Raw genomic sequence first — 18,721 nt, 5'->3', positions numbered from 1 at the left:
TAAATGAACATTGAAATCAATCACCCGGAAAAACTGGGCACTGCTGCAGAAGCATTGCTCGGTTTTGCCGGAAACGAAAAAATATTCGCCTTTGAAGGCGAAATGGGCGCAGGAAAAACAACCTTTATCAAAGCGTTCTGCGAGAAATTAGGTGTAAGAGATGTGGTAAACAGCCCTACATTTTCTATCGTAAACGAATATGCTGCCGACGGACAGGTTATTTATCATTTTGACTTTTATAGAATTAAAAATCTGCAGGAGGTTTTTGACATCGGTTATGAAGAATACTTTTATTCCGGCAATATCTGCCTGATAGAGTGGCCCGAAAAGATCAGGGAATTAATGCCTGAAAATTATATCGAAGTTGAAATTACAGTGTTATCTGAAATGCACAGATCATTTTCCTTTACAAGAATTTAACATTCAGAACCTGCTTAAGTTCAAACAGTTTCTTATATTCAGCTTATTTTTCTTAATTTCAATCAAAAAATCACATAGACAAAATGGCTACAGGATTACGGGAAGAAATGGCCTCTATTGCTCAGAAAGGGTTGCTGCAACCTAAAGAGACATTGTCAGAAATCAAAAGTAAAAGCAACAGTTTATATATTGGCATACCAAAAGAGATTTCTTTTCAGGAGGCCCGCATTGCACTTACACCATTGTCTGTTGCGCTTTTAGTCAATCACGGTCATAAGGTACTGCTGGAAAGTGGCGCCGGTACAGGAGCAAATTTTTCTGATAATGATTACAGTGAACAGGGCGCACAGATAACTTTTAATAAAAAGGATGTTTATGATGCAGATATTATTGTAAAAATAGCGCCACCTACTTTAGAAGAGATAGAACTGATGCACAAGGGTCAGACGCTGATTTCTGCGCTGCAGATGGGCGCTCTTAAAGAAGGGTATCTTAAAGCACTGCTCAATAAAAAGATCAATGCATTATGTTTTGAAAGTCTGCGCGATGAAGGAAACGTTTTGACCGTAGTGAGGGCAATGAGTGAAATTGTAGGAGCGACTTCTATTTTTATAGCAGCGGAGTATCTAAGCAGTGTAACTGGAGGAAAAGGCCTGATGCTGGGCGGATTTACAGGCGTTCCTCCTACAGAAATTGTCATTCTTGGTGCAGGAACCGTTGGCGAATATGCTGCCAGAACAGCACTTTCCCTGGGGGCTGAAGTCAAAGTATTTGACAGCTCTATTTATCGCCTGCGCCGTCTTCAGAATAATTTAGGGAGCCGGGTGTTTACCTCTGTCATGCAGCCTATAGTACTGGGAAAAGCAGTAACCACCTGCGATGTCGTCATTGGTGCCATCCGCGCAACCAATGGCAGAAGCCCATGTGTCATCATGGAAGAAACGGTTAGCAGAATGAAGCCTGATTCTGTTGTTATAGACGTGAGTATAGATCAGGGAGGTTGTTTTGAAACCTCTGAGGTCACTAATCATAAAGATCCTGTTTTCAGAAAACACGATGTAATTCATTATTGTGTGCCTAATATCGCATCCAGAGTACCAAGGACAGCTTCTTATGCGCTGACTAATATCTTTACCCCAATTCTTGTGGATATAGGCGAGATGGGCGGGCTGATGAGCCTGGTATGGAATAAACCTGGTATAAGAGAAGCGCTGTACATTTACAAAGGACACCTGACCAGTAAAGATCTGGCTGCCAGATTTGGTCTCCCTTATAAAGATATTGAACTCCTGGTAGCTGCAAATCAGTAATTATACTGTTTCTGCAGGTTTAGCTTTCCAGATAAACTGGAGATAGACCAACGCTGTTATAGTGATCCCTGTACAGATGTAAAATGTAATGGGAATGGTTTTGATATCGTCAATAAACAGCCATCCTGCCAGTAATGCGCCTAATCCGATACCGACTTCCAGTGCAATATACATTGTTGCCATAGCCTTTCCGCGATGCTTTGGATCACTCAGATCTATAGTCCATGCGTTTACTGCCGGAGAAAGCATGCCGGTTGCCACGCCATATAAGGCCGCTGAAGCCATTAAAGTTGTCGAAGAGTAAGCAAGACCTGTACAGACCAGTGAAATGGCCAGCAGCACAAGAGAAATCTTCAGAATCAGCACTCTTCCATGTTTATCGGATGCCTTTCCTGCTACAAATCGGATCAGCAGAGATGCAAGGGTGAATACCATAAAGAATAATCCCTTATTACTTGTCCCCAGGTACTTGCTCCAGTCACCTACCACAGTCAGAATCGCACCGTAACTTACATAACTCAATAAAGTAATCAAGGCTGCGGGAATAACTCTCCAGTCAATAATATCCTGTCTTTTGATTTTCAGCAAAGCAAAACTGAAAGGTTGTTTTTCTTTCAGGGTTTCTTTCATATTTCCCAGGATAACAATCGAAGATAACGCAAATACGGAAGAGCAGTAAAACAACACGTTAATTGAAAAATGATCGGTAATTGTACTTCCGATAGCGGGCCCGATAGCCATTCCGGTACTAAAACAAATTCCATGAATACCCATAGCCTCACCCCACCTGTTTACAGGAACCAGATCTGCCACATAGGCTGCGGTTGCGGTTGGTTTAAACCCTGTAGAAAAACCATGAAGCAGTCTGAGCATTAAAAACCCGGCAATTGTGGTGAGTACCGGATAAAGGAAGCCGCAAATAAAACAAACAATTGAACCTACAGCCATCACTGGTACGCGACCAACCGTATCAGTCAGTTTACCGCTAAAAGGTCTGGATATCCCTGCTGTGAGCGTAAACAACGCAATAATCAATCCTTTATAAGACGCTCCTCCCATTGCGCTTAAATAAGCAGGCAATTCTGGGATTAACATATTAAAACTAGCTGAAAAGAGGAAAGAGCTTAAACATACCAGGCCAAACTGGAGGGTATAAATCGATTGATCAGACTTTTGCATATCCACACAAAAGTAGAGATTAAATCCATAGGATGATGTTAAATTTTTATGATCAAATAATTGGCATTGAAGCATCGAAGCCCGTTTATTTTTATAAGGAAAAGCCCATTGAAAGGACATTAAACAGGCATTGGAAGGGGGTTGGAAGGACCACAGTCCTTGCAACGTCCTTTCAAGGTCCTTCCAACCCCCTTCCAACCTCCTTCCAATAGCGAATAAAGGGGCTTTTCAACCCCTATTTGAATCGAAAAAAACAGGCGAACCGCTATTTTTAATATTTTTCGTGGATATAACCCATCAGTCTGGCCATTTCGGCCTTAATCCGGGTAACAGGTTCCATGAAATTATTATTCATGAAAGAGAAGACCAGCACTTTTCCCTTTTTCGTCAGGACGTAACCACTCTGATTATAATTATTGGAAAAAGTTCCAGTTTTAGCAAATACAAAAGGATGATCTGTTGTCGGATACGAATTTATCAGCGTTCCGCTATAGCCACCGGCTGGCAGCATGCTGAATAGCTTTGATCTGTTGTTTACTTCTTTATCAATCATCCTGAGCAGCATTACCATGTCTGCCGGACTAAACAGATTCATACGGGATACGCCCGATCCATCTACCCAGCGTGGACTGTCAGGCAGATCTTTCAGGTATTTATTCAGGATATACCGGATAGCATCAGTTCCATTCAGTTTCTGCTGAAACTGATTTGCATAAACCAGCAACAACTGTTCTGCAATAAAATTATCACTCGGCAACAGCATTTCCCGAAAGATATCTTCAGATTTCATATTATAAATTGTACCAGCGCTTTGTGGCATTTCCATATCGATCAGCTGTACGTTGCGATGTAAAGTATCCCTGAGTACACTTAATGTAGTTGCTGTACTCGTTTTATAGGGAATAAGCTGTTTAAACCCGTCTGGTATACTTCCGGAAGGATAATTAAATTCATTTTTTTCCGGATTCCTGATTACAGTGAAACCTTTTTCGGCTATTGAACTGTCTTTAAGCAGACAATCATTAAAAACCCGGGGAATTACGTCGATTCTGCCTCCCATATTTTTAATTTCAACCAGATTATCCATTAATGGAAATTCTGTTATTTCTGCTTGTGAATCATCATTATAATCGTCCCAGGCCCAACCCTTACCATAAGCATTTCCAGTATACCTGCCTGGCGCAAAAAATAACTGTTTAGAACTTGTCCTTAAAAAATTAAGGGCCCGGGCTCCATCTAGTCTACGTTTTAAAAAGGACGGATCTCCTGTACCCCAAAAGATCAGAGAGTCCCCCCGCTCAATATAACGCAAAGACGGAATAGAATCCGGCAGCATTTTCAAACCTGCGTAAAAAGTATATAATTTCACATTGGAGGCCGGAATAAAGTATTTGCCGGCATCTTTCTCATAGATCACTCCCTGCTGATCAAGATCTGCCAGTGAAAATCCAACCAGATGACTGTTCAGAACAGGAGAATCCGCTATAAAATGCGCAACATTTTTTTCCATTTGCCTGTGCACAGTACAGCTTTCAAAAAGGACTATAAGCAGCAAAGTCAAAACACAAAGCGGTTGAAAAAGACGGGCTGTCTTAAATTTCATTTCATTGTTTATTATTGATTCAAACCTAATGTATTGCTTTTTCTAATAAAAATGGTATTCGGCTTATATTTTGTAACGTTGCAATTACGTTGCATCATTTTCAATTACAATCAATATTTTTATCCATTCATCCCAAACCCTAAAATTTTTTAATCCTGATGAGTTCAAAGACTAAATTACTGGCCATTGCCGGTATATGTCTTTTAGGAACATTCTGTAATGAAACAGCTTCTGCGCAGAAAAAATCCAAAAAGACAAATACTTCTGCGGCCCCGGCTCCTGTTATTCCTGCAGCAAAAAAGGAAGGAATGAAACCCTTTTCTGAGGTGATTACTGCTAAGGCAAAGACAAAAAACGGCCTGTTTAAAACTTACAAAGTTGATGATAAATGGTTTTTCGAAATTCCAGATTCATTATTAAACCGGGAAATGCTTGTGGTAACCCGTCTGAATAAGGTTCCTTCTGGTGTCTCAGTAGGTAATCAGCAATATGGCGGAGAAAAATTAAATGATCAGGTATGGCAGTGGGAACGTCGCGGTAAACAGGTCTTTATCCGCGTTCCTGGCTACTCAGTAAGAGCAGACAGTACGTCTGATATGTATCAGTCGGTTAAAAACTCTAACCTGTCTACAATTCTCGCCAACTTTGAGATCAAAGCTTATAATAAAGATACTACAGGAGTAGTTATCGATGTGACCGATTTCTATAATGGCGATGTCATGGCTATTGGAGCCAGTGATGCTTTAAGAAAAGCTTATAAAGCAAGCTCTCTGGATGCTGGACGTTCTTATGTGGACACGATCAAAACATTCCCCATAAATATTGAAGTGGTTACCAGTAAAACCTATAAATCGGCAGAATCACCGATTGACAATACTATTGGAGCTGTAACTTTCGAATTCAATACTTCCATGCTCCTTTTACCAAAAAAACCTGCGAAAGCCAGGTTAACGGATGCAAGAGTAGGCTTTTTCGGACAGTCTCAGACTGACTATGGTACTGATGCACAAAAAGCAGAACGTACCGCTTATATCCACCGCTGGAGCCTGATTCCTAAAGATACTGCTGCTTATATGCGCGGCGAACTGGTAGAACCGGTTAAACCTATAGTCATTTATATTGACCCTGCTACCCCAAAGAAATGGGTTCCTTATTTAATACAGGGAATCAATGACTGGAATATCGCCTTTCAGGAAGCCGGATTTAAAAATGCAATTATAGGAAAAGAAGCCCCTACACCAGCCCAGGATCCCGATTTCAGTGTAGAAGATTCCAGATATTCTGTAGTTCGTTATTTTGCTTCAAATATTGCCAATGCCTATGGCCCTCATGTTTCTGATCCACGCACCGGACAAATTCTGGAAACACATATTGGCTGGTATCATAATGTGATGAGTTTACTCAGAAACTGGTATTTTGTGCAAACTGCGGCAGTAAACCCCGCAATCAGAAAAGCAAAATTTGATGATAAACAAATGGGTGAACTCATCCGTTTTGTGTCTTCTCATGAGATTGGTCATACACTGGGCCTGCCACATAACTTTGGTTCCAGTTATGCTTATCCCGTAGACTCTCTGCGCTCTAAAACTTTTACCAATACACATGGGACTGCTCCTTCAATCATGGATTATGCCCGTTTTAATTATATCGCACAACCCGGGGACGGTGTAACAAAACTTCACCCTGGCATCGGTGAGTATGATAAATGGTCAATTAAATGGGGATATACCTGGTTTCCGGGAAATTTAACCCCGAAACAGGAAAGAGAAAAACTGGATGTATGGACAGTTGCAAAGGCTGGAAATCCATTGTACTTCTATGGACGTCAGGGCACAAGTCTTGATCCTCGTTTACAAAGCGAAGATTTAGGAGATAATGCAATGAAGGCCAGCACATATGGCATTGCAAATCTTAAACGGATCCTGCCAAATATAGAAAAATGGACTTACCAGAAAGGGGCAGATTTTAGTGACCTGAAAGATATCTATGGTGAAGTAATTGCTCAGTTTAACCGTTATATGGGCCATGTAAGAGCCAATGTCGGTGGAATGAGTGAGAACTTCAAAACCTATGATCAGCAAGGTGCAGTGTATACATATCTGCCAAAGACGAAGCAGAAAGAAGCAATTGCCTTTTTCAATGCACAACTATTTAACACTCCACTATGGCTGATTAATAATGAACAGCTGAATAAGTTTGATAACGGACAGATACTGAATAAAATAAAAGCCGTACAAACCAGTACACTGGATAATTTGCTGAATCCATCCCGCATAGCCAGACTATTAGACAACGAAGCAAAAAACGGTATTGCAAGTGCCTATACGCTTCCTGAATTATTTACAGATCTGAAAACCGGTATATTCTCTGCCAGCAGACCAGATGCCTTCAAACGTAATCTGCAGCGCTCTTATGTAGAGATACTTTCACAGCTAATGACAAAAGAGATGGAAGCCCCATCAGGCGCAAGCCCTGAGGCCCTGGCTAATTATGGTTTTACTCCTGTAAATGTTTCTCTGTCAGATATCAGACCACTGGTCAGAGCAGAACTCAAAACCTTGCTGACACTAGTTAAATCAAGAGCAGTAGCAGGAGACAACCTGACAAAAGCACATTATGATGACGTGTCTGTCAGAATCAGCAACATCCTTTATCCTAAAAAATAAAAAATCATCTTTTACAGCTCCTCAGTCCTAAAAATCATCCGTTTTTAAGGCTGAGGGGCTTTTTGTTTCTTACGCATCCGCAATTTCATTCCTGAGTTCCGGAAGCGAATATTTCCTGAGTTATGATTAGCCATGAAAGCCTGATATATTTGCAGAAAAAAAGCGTTATCTGTTATATGAGAGCATATCCCTCCCTGTCCGTTTTTGTCATTTCCGTTCTGTTGTTTACAGCTTGCAATAACAGTAAACAGGCAAAAGAAAAATCACCATCAAAGACTCAGCTGGACGTCACTCCGGTAAAAGGGATCAGATATACAGAGGTAAAACGCCGCTTTAGTAACGGACTGTCTTTTGACACTACTGGTTTCCAGCAGGAACCAAGCTGGATTATTGAATTTAAATCTGCCGATACCGTATTGGCATACGATCCTGTGCAGAAGATCATGCAGGGTTTTCATTTGCATCATGATCATGCAGACGTCTTCAATTTTGCCAAAGAATGGTTCAGGTTTAAGCTGATCAGTAAAGACAGTCTTGTTTTTCAAAGGCTCCAGGTCTCTAAAAAGGAAATCGCCGATGATATCCGTTCGGATGTGAACATGACTTTTTATGCAGATGACTATATCAGGAATAAATTAAAGACCAAGCCCGAAAAATTACAGCGTCCAAGCAAAGCTGATACTATTTTTATCCGGGAACTGGTTGCAAGAGCTAATAAATACCCGGATAACAGGGACAGCGTCTTTGCAGGCCGTCAGGTCGCCACGCTGCGACCAAAAGATAACCGTATTACAGTAGAACGATTAAGCAGTGTAGATAAGCTAAATGGCCGCACTGAGGCCTATGATTACCTCTATCCACGTTATAAATTAGTTATTCCTGATGCCTATAAAGATTTCGCTTATGAATTCAATGTTGTGGTTGATGAAAATGGGAAATTACAGCTGAGTTATTTCTTTACCAATCTTCCGGAATTCAAGGAAACACGTAAAAAAGTCCTTGCCGGAATTACCAGTGTATACCTTCAAAATTTACTTATAATTAAACCGGGAAGTACCCTGGGGATACCCCACGCCAGTGAAATTACTGTTGACGTAACTGGCAGAAAGACTGCAAAATAAATCGTCAAAAATTATATTTATCAAAAAATGAAGCATTTGCATATTATAAAAAAATAATTACTACATTGCAGACTTAATTATTAATACATAATACAATGCAAGAAGGAACAGTAAAATTTTTCAATGTAACTAAAGGTTTTGGATTTATCGTACCAGCAAATGGCGATAGCGAAATTTTTGTACATTCAACAGGCCTTATCGATGAAATCCGTGAAAACGACAAAGTAGAATACGATGTTGAAAGCGGTAAAAAAGGTTTGAATGCGATCAATGTTAAAGTAATCTAGATTATTATAACCATAATTCGTACAAGCTTCCTGATGAGATATCGGGAAGCTTTTTTTATGCCCTTCAGATGCGGTTCGTTTTTCTTTAATTCCTGTTTTTTATCCGTAAAAGATAAAAAACAACAATTAGATTCGTTCTCTGCTTAAGGCTTTTCTATCTTTAAATTCAGGAAAGCTCAAATAGATTTTATGTAGCAGAGATGGATAGCAATTACAGTCTTTTAATTTCAAAGATTAATGAGTTTAAACAGCAGTTTTATCTCAATAAATTGCTCCATGGCCTGATTTATACGCTTGCCCTGCTATTTGCGCTATACCTGTTATTATTTATTCTGGTGTATTTTCTGCATCCAGCTCCGCTGATCAAAACGATCCTTTTCTTTTCCTACTTACTGATATTGCTGGGCTCTGCCGCTATTGGCATTATTAAACCTGCACTTGCTTACTTCAGACTAAGTAAAACGCTGAGTATGGAAGAATCAGCAGAGATTATCGGCAATCATTTTCAACCTGTTAGGGATAAATTATTGAATACGCTGCAGCTTAAAGCACTGGCTGATTTATCTCCTGCACATAATCAGCTGATCCTGGCAGGAATAGATCAGAAAATCAATGAGCTCACCCCGGTTCCTTTTAGTAAGGCAATTAATCTTGGGGAAAATAAAAAACTGGTTAAGTATTTTCTGGTACCTCTGGCTCTGATTCTACTCATCGGACTCCTTGCCCCTGCTGTACTGAGAGAAGGAACCAGAAGTTTTGTTGCTTATGACAAAGTAGTACTGCCCCCTGCGCCTTTTGAAATGATACTGCTGAACAAGGCACTCACAGTTACACAGGGCGATGATTTACAGCTCAGCTTAAAACTCGATGGAGATCAGCTTCCACAGGAAGTTTACCTGAAAGAAGGGCTGAATACTTTCAAATTTGAAAAGAAGAGCAGCAGTCTTTTTCAGTATACGCTAAAAAACCTGCAGCAAACGCAGGTTATACAATTTAGTGCGGGTGGCTTTGATTCCAGATCCTATACTATAATTGTTAAACCCAGACCTGCGGTATTAACTCTGGAAGCCAGTCTGAGTTATCCTTCTTATCTGAAAAAAAAGAACGAAATCATTCCCAATGCGGGCGACATCATTTTACCGGAAGGAACGGTTGTGACCTGGAAAATTTCAACTGAAAACACAAAACAGCTCTTATTCGCACTCGGCCCGGATCTGCAGAATCTTACTGTAATGGATAATCAGGCCGTTTTTAAAGCCACGCTGAAAAAAAGTCAGGATTACCGGATTGTACCTAAAAATGAATTCTCTTTACATAATGATTCTATCCGTCATAAAATTGAGGTGATCGCTGATCTCTCACCAGCTATTGAAGTGAAAGAAACTACAGATTCATTAAGCCGTAAGGCTTTATATTTTACAGGAAATATACATGATGACCACGGTTTCAGTGCATTGAAATTCGTTTACATCCTTAAGGAAAATGGAATTGCCAGAAAAACTGTTCAAACAGGAATTCCAGTGAAATCCAATCAGCAGGAAAATGCTTTTTTCTATTTCTGGAATCTGAAAAATATCGAAATAAAGCCTGGTCAGGTACTTGAATATTATTTAGAGGTGGCCGATAATGATGCTGTTAACGGACCTAAAAAAACCAGAACAGCTGTAAAGTCTTTTGCGGAGCCTACGGCCGTACAACTGGAAAAACAAATGAATACGGCAAGTACGCAGCTCAAACAAAAAATGGAATCTGCGATTAAGCTTGCCACACAGGTAGAAAAAGAAAGCAAAAAACTGGGAGAAACCTTACTGGATAAAAAAGATCTCACTTTCGAGGACAAAAAAGAGATCAGCCAATTACTTGATAAACAGAAAAAACTGGAAGATGCGGTCAGGGAAATACAAGAAGCCAAAAAGAAAGACACCTTTAATACAACTGAAAATAATGCGCTAAAAGAAGAACTGGCTGAAAAACAGAAAAAAATAGACGAGTTGTTTAATAATGTCCTGGATTCTAAAACCAAAGATCTACTGGAAAAACTGCAGAATTTAATTAATCAGAATAACAAAGAGCAGACTCAGCAGGAATTGGGTAAAATGACAATGGATAATAAATCCTTAAAAAAGGAACTTGACAGGATTTTAGAATTATACAAACAACTGGAATTTGAGCAGAATCTGCAGAATAAAATTGACCGGCTGACTGATCTTGCAAAGACACAAAAAGAACTGAGCAAGCTAACTTCTGATAAAAAAAATAATTTAAATGATCTGCAGAAACAGCAGGAAAAACAGCAGCAGGAATTTAACTTCCTGAAAAAAGAACTCAAAGAGCTGGATGCCAAAAATCAGGCTCTGGAGCGTCCAAATTCTTTCAAACCACAAGAAAAAACGCAACAGCAAATTCAGGAGCAGCAACAGCAAAGCCTGGAAAGTCTGGAAAAAAACCAGAGGCAAAAAGCCGCGGAGCAACAGCAAAAGGCTGCTGATAAAATGCAGGATATAGCACAGCAGCTTAAAGATGATCAGCAATCAGCAGCAGAAATGGAAAGTAATCTCCAGACTGAGGAACTAAGATTATTACTGCAACACTTGCTCAAAACTTCTTTTGATCAGGAAAAAGTAATGCTCAGCTTAAAGAAAATGGCTTTTAATGACCCGGCTTATGTAGCCCAGGTACAATTACAGCGTGGAATAAAAGACAATCTGAAAACTATTTCAGATAGCCTGTCCTCATTGAGCAGAAGGGTTCCCCAGATTCAAAGCGCAGTGGGCGAAGAAATGCAGCAGATCAATTTTAACCTGGATAAAAGCCTGGAAAATCTGGCTGATCGCAGAACTTATGAAGCTATTAAAAATCAGCAGTACACCATGACTTCGATCAATAACCTGGCATTGATGCTAAACGAGGCACTGGAACAGCTGGAAAAGAATAAACGGAATTCAAAATCCGGTGGAAAGGGAAAAGGAAAACAATCTATGCAGCAACTCCAGCAAATGCAGCAGCAACTCAATAAAAACATGCAGCAGGCCAGACAGCAACTGCAAAAAGAAGGTAAACAGGGTAATGTTCCCAAAGGAGAGATGAGTGAAAATTTTGCAAAAATGGCCCAGCAGCAGCAAATGATCAGAGAAGCATTGCAAAAACTCAATACCGAAGAAAATAAAGACGGGAATGGAAAGCTGGGAAATTTAAACCAGACGATCAGGGATATGAAAACTACAGAAACTGACCTGATCAATAAAAGACTGGAAGAGGCGACAATCAAACGGCAGCAGGATGTATTGACCAAACTGCTGGAAGCTGATAAAGCCAGCCGTGAACAAAACGAAGATGGTAAAAGAGAAAGTAAAGCAGGAAAAGATTTCCCTCCTTCTTATCCAAAACTGCTGGAACAATTCAAAAAGAAACAAGCCAGCGAAAATGAATTGTATCAGAAACTTCCCCCTTCTTTGAATTACTATTACAAAAATAAAATAGCAGACTATTTTAAATTGCTAAATTTGCAGCCGTAAACTGTGATTCATGAGTAAACCTGCTATCAATTTTTTTCTGGAAGACGTTAAGTATAATCTTAAAAATAAAACCCTGATCAGAGGATGGATCAATGATACAATCATTGCAGAAGGTTATCAGCTGGAGGAGTTAAGCTTTATTCTTTGTTCTGACGAATATCTGCTGGCTATAAACCAGCAATATCTTAATCATGACACCTACACAGATGTAATTACTTTTGATAACTCAGAGACGCTTAAAATGATTGAAGGAGATATTTTTATCAGTATTGAGCGCATACAGGAAAATGCTAAACAATTCAAAGGAACTGTACAACATGAACTATGCAGAGTAATGATTCATGGTACACTTCACCTGTTAGGTTATAAAGACAAAGGAAAAGCAGCAAAAACGCTGATGACCCAAAAAGAAGATGAATATCTTGCTTTATGGAGTGCTGCACTGACTAATTCTGCTATTTGATTTTGATTTCCAGCAACAGAAACAAATAAACAACTGATTATAAACTAGTTACAGACAACTTTCTCGACTCAAAAACCCGACTCATTTTAAAGCAGTACAGGCCATTTTTAACTTTTCTTAGGGTTATTATTCCAAAATGCCAATAACCTCGTTAAATCGCCTCTAATGTACGTTAAAAGGAAGATTAAAACCAGAAGCCAGATCAAATACCTCATTTCGCCGGTTTTTTGTATTTTGATTCAAATTATCCGGCAAACCTGCTGAAATGACGAACAATGATACCCCAGTTTTTTAAGGCCCTGTGGCTACGGCATATAAATTATTTCAGCATTCTGATTTCCCAAATCATTGCCATTTCTGATTTTCATTATATACTTATAACTCCGTACGTTACTTAATTGTAATATAATATTTAGATGTTTAAACACATGAATATTATACCCACAAATATTGCTTACTTTTGCCGGTAATTTCTTATCTGATAATTCGTTAAAAATATACTTTGAGCACATTAATTGCAGCAGAAAATTTAGGCCATGCCTACAATGATGAATGGTTATTCAAAAATTTAACCTTAGGCATCCAGACAGGTCAGCGGGTAGCGTTGGTTGGAATCAACGGAGCCGGTAAAAGTACCTTATTAAAATTACTTGCCGAGCGGTTTACTCCGCTGGAAGGGAAAATTGTAAAAAATAAATTTGTAAAGATTGGCTTTCTTGATCAGGAGCCCTCCTTCCCTGACGGCTATTCTATCAGTGATTTTATTTTTTCTACAGAGAATAAACAGCAACAGTTAATCAAAGAATACGAAGAGCTGATTGAAGATCCTAATCCTGATGAAAAAACGCTTAACCGTTTATATGAAGAATTAAGCGAACATAATGCGTGGGAATATGAGCATGAAATCAAAACGATTTTAAGCCGTATGGGTATAAATCATCTTCAGCAAAAAATAGCAACCTTATCCGGTGGTCAGAAAAAACGTTTAGCACTAGCTAAACTGTTAATTGAAGATCCGGAGATTTATGTATTGGATGAGCCTACCAACCATTTGGACATTGACACTATTGAATGGCTGGAAAAATTACTGACTTCAGGAAATAAAACTATCCTGCTGGTAACACACGACAGGTACTTTCTGGATAATGTTTGTAACACTATAGTCGAGCTGGATAGAGGTAAGATTTATAATTACAATGGGAACTACGCTTATTTCCTGGAAAAAAAATCAGAAAGGGAAGCTTCTGATGATGCTACCTTTCAGAAAAATAAAAACCTGCTGAAAAAAGAATTGGAATGGATGCGCAGAATGCCTGCTGCAAGAACAACTAAATCTCAATCCAGAATAGATGCTTTTTATGATTTAGAGTCTAAGACCAAACAACGTTCAGACAATGGAAGTGTAACACTGAGTATGAAAATGTCCCGCCAGGGAAATAAAATCCTGGAGCTGGATCATATCGGTCAGTCCTTTGATGAGAAAAAAATAATCAACGATTTCAGCTATACATTCAAACGCGCAGACCGTATTGGTCTGGCAGGAAAAAATGGTACCGGAAAATCTACTCTTCTGAATATTATTACAGGATTTTTAACTCCTGAAAAAGGGAATGTAAGTACCGGAGAAACTACTGTCTATGGATATTATAAACAAGGTGGTTTAGCTTTCAATGAAAAAGAAAGAGTAATTGATATCGTAAAATCAGATGCTGAATATATTAAGATGGCTGATGGTTCTATGATCTCAGCATCTCAGTTATTAACTTTATTCCTCTTCCCTCCTAAGAAACAACATGGGATGGTAGAAAAATTAAGTGGAGGAGAGAAAAAGCGTTTACACCTGATGAAGGTTTTGATGCAAAACCCTAACTTCCTTATACTGGATGAGCCTACCAATGATTTAGATATTGACACCTTAAATGTACTGGAAGAATTCCTTGAAAATTTTCCTGGTGTTTTAATACTGGTTTCTCACGACAGGTATTTATTAGACAAAATGAGTGAGCAATTATTCATTATGGAAGGTGATGGTGCGGTAAGCATTTACAATGGTAATTATTCAGAATACAGAATCAGCCTTGAAACTCCAAAAGAAAAAACAGATAGTAAATCTCCCAAAAACGAACAGAAAACTGCAGCGGCTCCTACTCATAAATTAACTTACAAAGAGCAGAAAGAACTGGATGATTCTGAAGCAAAAATAGCAGAAACAGAAAACGAAATAGATAAATTAACGAACTCATTGCTTTCTATTGATAGTGCTAACTATATGGAAATACAAGAAGTAACCAAAGCAATTGAAAAGTTGAATACTACCCTGGAACAAACTATGGAACGCTGGGTTGAATTATCAGAAAAAACAAATAAACCGGCTTAATTTAAGCCCTCACAAGGCTCTCTTTAAAATAAACAAGCCCGTTGAACTATAATAAAAATTAACGTTCCACGTGGAACACACTCGCTTCACAAAGAAAAATACAGGCGACGTTTCACGTGGAACATAAATAAAAATAAGATGTTTAAAGAATATGATGTGATTGTTGTAGGTGCCGGACACGCAGGTTGTGAAGCCGCGGCGGCAGCAGCAAACATGGGATCTTCCGTTTTATTAGTCACCATGAATATGGAGACAATTGCACAGATGAGTTGCAATCCAGCAATGGGTGGAGTGGCAAAAGGACAAATAGTAAGAGAGATAGATGCTATGGGTGGCTACTCCGGAATCATCAGCGATAAGACCACTTTACAGTTCAGAATGCTGAATCTTTCTAAAGGTCCGGCTATGTGGAGTCCACGTGCACAAAACGATAGAAAACGATTTGCAGAAGAATGGAGACTGGCTTTAGAACGCACACCAAATGTAGATTTCTGGCAGGATATGGTCAGCAGTCTGATCATAGAAAACAATAAAGTAACGGGTGTAAAAACATCCATCGGAGTTGAGATAAAAGCCAAAAGTGTAGTCCTAACCAATGGTACATTTTTAAATGGATTAATCCATATTGGTGAGAAGAAATTTGGTGGTGGCAGAACAGGTGAAAAAGCTGCTACTGGAATTACAGAACAATTAACTTCAATTGGTTTCGAAGCCGGCAGAATGAAGACTGGTACTCCCCCACGCGTGGATGGAAGATCATTAAATTATTCACTGATGGAAGAGCAATGGGGAGACGAAAATCCGGGAAGATTTTCTTACACAAATGTAGAAAGACCAACGGAAAAAAGATGCTGCTGGATCACCTATACAAATAGCAATGTTCATGAAACTTTAAAAGAAGGATTTGAAAAATCTCCAATGTTCACTGGAAGAATAAAGGGGCTTGGGCCAAGATATTGTCCTTCAATTGAAGATAAAATAAACAGGTTTGCAGAACGTGACAGACACCAGATTTTTGTAGAACCAGAAGGATGGAATACCTGCGAAATCTATGTAAACGGATTTTCAACTTCCCTGCCGGAAGATGTACAATACAGAGCACTGATTCAGATACCAGGTTTTGAAAATGCAAAAATGTTCAGACCAGGTTACGCAATTGAATACGATTATTTTCCGCCTACTCAGCTTTCTCTGACATTAGAAACCAAATTAATAGAGAATTTATACTTTGCAGGACAGATTAATGGAACTACAGGATACGAAGAGGCTGCTAGTCAAGGTTTTATCGCAGGAATAAATGCGCATTTAAAGATAAATGAGAAATCTCCGTTAATTATGAAGAGATCAGAGTCTTATATAGGTGTATTAATTGATGACCTGGTTACTAAAGGAACCGAAGAGCCTTATCGCATGTTTACTTCAAGAGCAGAACACAGATTACTATTACGTCAGGACAATGCGGATATCAGGCTCTCCCCTATTGGTCACTCTCTGGGATTAATTAGTGACGAGCGTTTAGCAATCGTTCATCAGAAAATTTCAAACTCAGATGATATCGTAGCATTTACCCGTAAACAGGGAATTGATATGACCGAAGCAAATGATATGCTGGAAACTTTAGGTTCTACACCACTAGCTCAAAATGTAAAAATAGTAAGTGTACTCGGCAGACCACAGGTTAGCATAGATGATGTAAGAAAGGTAAGCAAAAGCCTGGATGAATATCTGAATACCTTTGATCAGGAAACTATTGAACAGGCAGAAATCAAAATCAAATATGAAAGCTATTTCCAGAAAGAACAGGAAATCGTAAACAAAATGCAAAAGATGGAGGACAAAGATATTAATCCTGATTTTGATTATTCATCTTTAGTGTCCTTGTCAAAAGAAGCAAGAGAGAAATTATTGAAAATAAAACCACGTACTTTAGGACAGGCATCAAGAATTTCCGGAGTTTCTCCATCTGATATCTCAGTTCTAATGGTACATATTAGCAAATAAAACACAATACACTGAATATCAGTGTATTAACTATCAAAACAAAGACATCCGAAAGCGACTTGATTTAAAGCGATATAAGGCGCTTTCAGATGTTCCAGATCATAATTATTAAAAAGGTTAAAGATTTCATTATATCGCATATAAATGGCCAAAAACAGCTTATTAAAGATTACACAGATTTTCTTTTACATATTTTTAGGAATTTCCCTGATTTATGGTTGCGCAAGCATTGGACCGGGTCCACAGGGAGGCCCGAAAGATAAAACTCCACCAAAAGTTCTTTCTATGCTTCCAAAAAATCTGACCAGAAATTTCAGTACAAAAAAGATAGTGATACAATTTGATGAATATTTTAAACTGGTGGATCAGTACAAACAATTTTCCATCTCTCCGGATGTGGAAGTACTGCCTACCTTAAAAGTAAAAGACAAATCACTTGAAATTACCTTTAAAGATTCCCTGGAAAAAAACACAACTTATACACTAAACTTTGGTAAAGCAATTGCTGACGTTAACGAAGGAAACGTACTAAAAAATTTCAGCTACGTTTTTTCAACCGGACCATCTCTTGACTCTTTAAGTATCTCTGGAAATATCAAAGAATCGTTAACAGGTAAACCATTAATAGAAGGTGTAGCTTTTGTATTCCCCCTATCCAGAGACACACTGTTCGGAAAAAAGAAAGCTTCAATTTATACTTTAACAGACAGTAGCGGAAATTATAAAATAAATAATTTAAGAGCTGATACCTATAAAATCTATGCGCTGAAAGAGCAAAGCAGTGACAAGATTTATCAGCAGGTTTCTGACGAAATAGGCTTTATAAAGGAACCGATAGTACTTAAAAAAGACACACAGAATGTTAACATGGCCGTCTTTAAAGAGGATGCAATTGTCTTCAGAATAAACGACAGAAGATTAAATCCCGATGGAAGTATTACCATGAATTTCAATCAGAAACTGAAAAAACCTGAAATTATAGTCCTTGAACCTAAAAATCTGGACATCAGTAAAAAGGTAAAATTCAATAAAACGGGTGATTCAGTTAAAGTCTGGTTAGCAGATTTAAGCTTTGACTCCACAAAAATAAGTATAACTGATGCAGGTAAATTGCTTCAGACAGCCAATTTCAACAGAGGAAAAAAGGATACTTATAAAAGAACAGTTGTAGCTACAGATAATATCGAAGCAAACCTGATTAACCCGAATAAACCTTTTACATTAACTTTTGGTATACCAATAACAGCAGTAGATCCATCAAAAATAACCCTGATGGAAGACTCAGTAGTCAAAACCAATTTTACTGTAGTACAGGATAGTTCAGATTTTCTTGCCTACCATCTGATTTATCCCTGGAGAGCCAATAATATCTATGAAATCAAATTCAAAGAAGGTTCATTTACAGCTTTGTTTGATACCAAAAATAAAGAGTTTACCAAAAAATTCCAACTAGCTAAAAAAGATGATTATGGTACATTACAGGTGAAAATTGTCGTACCGGAACCTAATAAACAATTCCTGCTGGAGGTTACAAATGAGTCAAAAGCCATTGTAAACAGCCTGGTGGTATCCAGTGATACCACCGTAAAGTTTGCTAATTACAGAGCCGGAAAATATTTTATCAGAATTATCTATGATACCAATAAAAACGGCGTCTGGGATACGGGTAATGTCAAGCTGGGTTTACAACCAGAAACTATATATAATGAGCCTAAAGAGCTCTCAATACGTGCTAACTGGGATAGAAACGAGACGATAACCTTACCTAAAGAAAAATAG

At 38.6% G+C, this 18,721-nt stretch carries 12 protein-coding genes; 10 read left to right on the top strand and 2 right to left on the bottom strand.

Going from position 1 to position 18,721, the window contains the following annotated elements; all coding sequences use genetic code 11:
- The first annotated feature begins 3 nt into the window (after positions 1-3).
- Positions 4-420, top strand: a complete 417-nt coding sequence (gene tsaE / locus PL_RS15405) for a tRNA (adenosine(37)-N6)-threonylcarbamoyltransferase complex ATPase subunit type 1 TsaE (protein WP_041883584.1) — start codon at positions 4-6, stop codon at positions 418-420.
- 83 nt (positions 421-503) lie between these two features.
- The gene (locus tag PL_RS15400) at positions 504-1,730 is read left to right on the top strand and encodes an alanine dehydrogenase (protein WP_041883586.1); all 1,227 of its coding nucleotides are present in this window, start codon (positions 504-506) and stop codon (positions 1,728-1,730) included.
- Here PL_RS15400 and PL_RS15395 read toward each other — a convergent pair whose 3' ends face one another.
- Both PL_RS15395 and PL_RS15390 read right to left on the bottom strand, forming a co-directional pair.
- The gene (locus PL_RS15395; protein WP_041883588.1) at positions 1,731-2,909 is read right to left on the bottom strand and encodes an MFS transporter; all 1,179 of its coding nucleotides are present in this window, start codon (positions 2,907-2,909) and stop codon (positions 1,731-1,733) included.
- Positions 2,910-3,180: 271 nt separating this feature from the next.
- Entirely contained in the window at positions 3,181-4,512 is a 1,332-nt protein-coding gene (locus PL_RS15390; RefSeq protein WP_041883591.1) for a D-alanyl-D-alanine carboxypeptidase, read from the bottom strand.
- Between the two features lie 158 nt (positions 4,513-4,670).
- On the opposite strand from PL_RS15390, the gene PL_RS15385 reads away from it, so the two are divergent.
- From PL_RS15385 to PL_RS15350, 8 genes are all read left to right on the top strand, one after another.
- Positions 4,671-7,178: a zinc-dependent metalloprotease gene (locus tag PL_RS15385; protein WP_348619857.1), complete on the top strand. Its 2,508-nt coding sequence runs from the start codon at positions 4,671-4,673 to the stop codon at positions 7,176-7,178.
- Between the two features lie 176 nt (positions 7,179-7,354).
- Positions 7,355-8,299 (top strand): hypothetical protein, encoded by a 945-nt coding sequence (locus PL_RS15380; RefSeq protein WP_041883592.1) that lies wholly within the window; start codon positions 7,355-7,357, stop codon positions 8,297-8,299.
- Between the two features lie 95 nt (positions 8,300-8,394).
- The gene (locus PL_RS15375) at positions 8,395-8,586 is read left to right on the top strand and encodes a cold-shock protein (RefSeq protein ID WP_037441187.1); all 192 of its coding nucleotides are present in this window, start codon (positions 8,395-8,397) and stop codon (positions 8,584-8,586) included.
- Positions 8,587-8,786: 200 nt separating this feature from the next.
- Positions 8,787-12,101, top strand: coding sequence for a hypothetical protein (locus PL_RS15370; protein WP_348619853.1), 3,315 nt, complete (start codon positions 8,787-8,789; stop codon positions 12,099-12,101).
- A 10-nt stretch (positions 12,102-12,111) separates the two neighbouring features.
- Positions 12,112-12,564 (top strand): rRNA maturation RNase YbeY, encoded by a 453-nt coding sequence (gene ybeY / locus PL_RS15365; protein WP_041883596.1) that lies wholly within the window; start codon positions 12,112-12,114, stop codon positions 12,562-12,564.
- Positions 12,565-13,066: 502 nt separating this feature from the next.
- Positions 13,067-14,941 carry an ABC-F family ATP-binding cassette domain-containing protein gene (locus PL_RS15360; protein WP_041883597.1) on the top strand — a complete coding sequence of 625 codons (1,875 nt, stop codon included), beginning with the start codon at positions 13,067-13,069 and terminating at the stop codon, positions 14,939-14,941.
- Between the two features lie 138 nt (positions 14,942-15,079).
- Positions 15,080-16,942, top strand: coding sequence for a tRNA uridine-5-carboxymethylaminomethyl(34) synthesis enzyme MnmG (mnmG, locus tag PL_RS15355; RefSeq protein WP_041883598.1), 1,863 nt, complete (start codon positions 15,080-15,082; stop codon positions 16,940-16,942).
- A 144-nt stretch (positions 16,943-17,086) separates the two neighbouring features.
- Entirely contained in the window at positions 17,087-18,721 is a 1,635-nt protein-coding gene (locus tag PL_RS15350) for an Ig-like domain-containing protein (RefSeq protein WP_041883599.1), read from the top strand.

This window comes from Pedobacter lusitanus (assembly GCF_040026395.1).
Taxonomy (GTDB): domain Bacteria; phylum Bacteroidota; class Bacteroidia; order Sphingobacteriales; family Sphingobacteriaceae; genus Pedobacter; species Pedobacter lusitanus.
This window is presented reverse-complemented; position numbering and strand designations above follow the sequence as displayed.

What these genes read in the sequence shown, in the direction of transcription:
- tsaE (WP_041883584.1), top strand. Translation starts at nt 4, where the DNA reads ATGAACATTGAAATCAATCACCCGGAAAAACTGGGCACTGCTGCAGAA.
- PL_RS15400 (WP_041883586.1), top strand. Translation starts at nt 504, where the DNA reads ATGGCTACAGGATTACGGGAAGAAATGGCCTCTATTGCTCAGAAAGGG.
- PL_RS15395 (WP_041883588.1), bottom strand. Translation starts at nt 2,909, where the DNA reads ATGCAAAAGTCTGATCAATCGATTTATACCCTCCAGTTTGGCCTGGTA.
- PL_RS15390 (WP_041883591.1), bottom strand. Translation starts at nt 4,512, where the DNA reads ATGAAATTTAAGACAGCCCGTCTTTTTCAACCGCTTTGTGTTTTGACT.
- PL_RS15385 (WP_348619857.1), top strand. Translation starts at nt 4,671, where the DNA reads ATGAGTTCAAAGACTAAATTACTGGCCATTGCCGGTATATGTCTTTTA.
- PL_RS15380 (WP_041883592.1), top strand. Translation starts at nt 7,355, where the DNA reads ATGAGAGCATATCCCTCCCTGTCCGTTTTTGTCATTTCCGTTCTGTTG.
- PL_RS15375 (WP_037441187.1), top strand. Translation starts at nt 8,395, where the DNA reads ATGCAAGAAGGAACAGTAAAATTTTTCAATGTAACTAAAGGTTTTGGA.
- PL_RS15370 (WP_348619853.1), top strand. Translation starts at nt 8,787, where the DNA reads ATGGATAGCAATTACAGTCTTTTAATTTCAAAGATTAATGAGTTTAAA.
- ybeY (WP_041883596.1), top strand. Translation starts at nt 12,112, where the DNA reads ATGAGTAAACCTGCTATCAATTTTTTTCTGGAAGACGTTAAGTATAAT.
- mnmG (WP_041883598.1), top strand. Translation starts at nt 15,080, where the DNA reads ATGTTTAAAGAATATGATGTGATTGTTGTAGGTGCCGGACACGCAGGT.
- PL_RS15350 (WP_041883599.1), top strand. Translation starts at nt 17,087, where the DNA reads ATGGCCAAAAACAGCTTATTAAAGATTACACAGATTTTCTTTTACATA.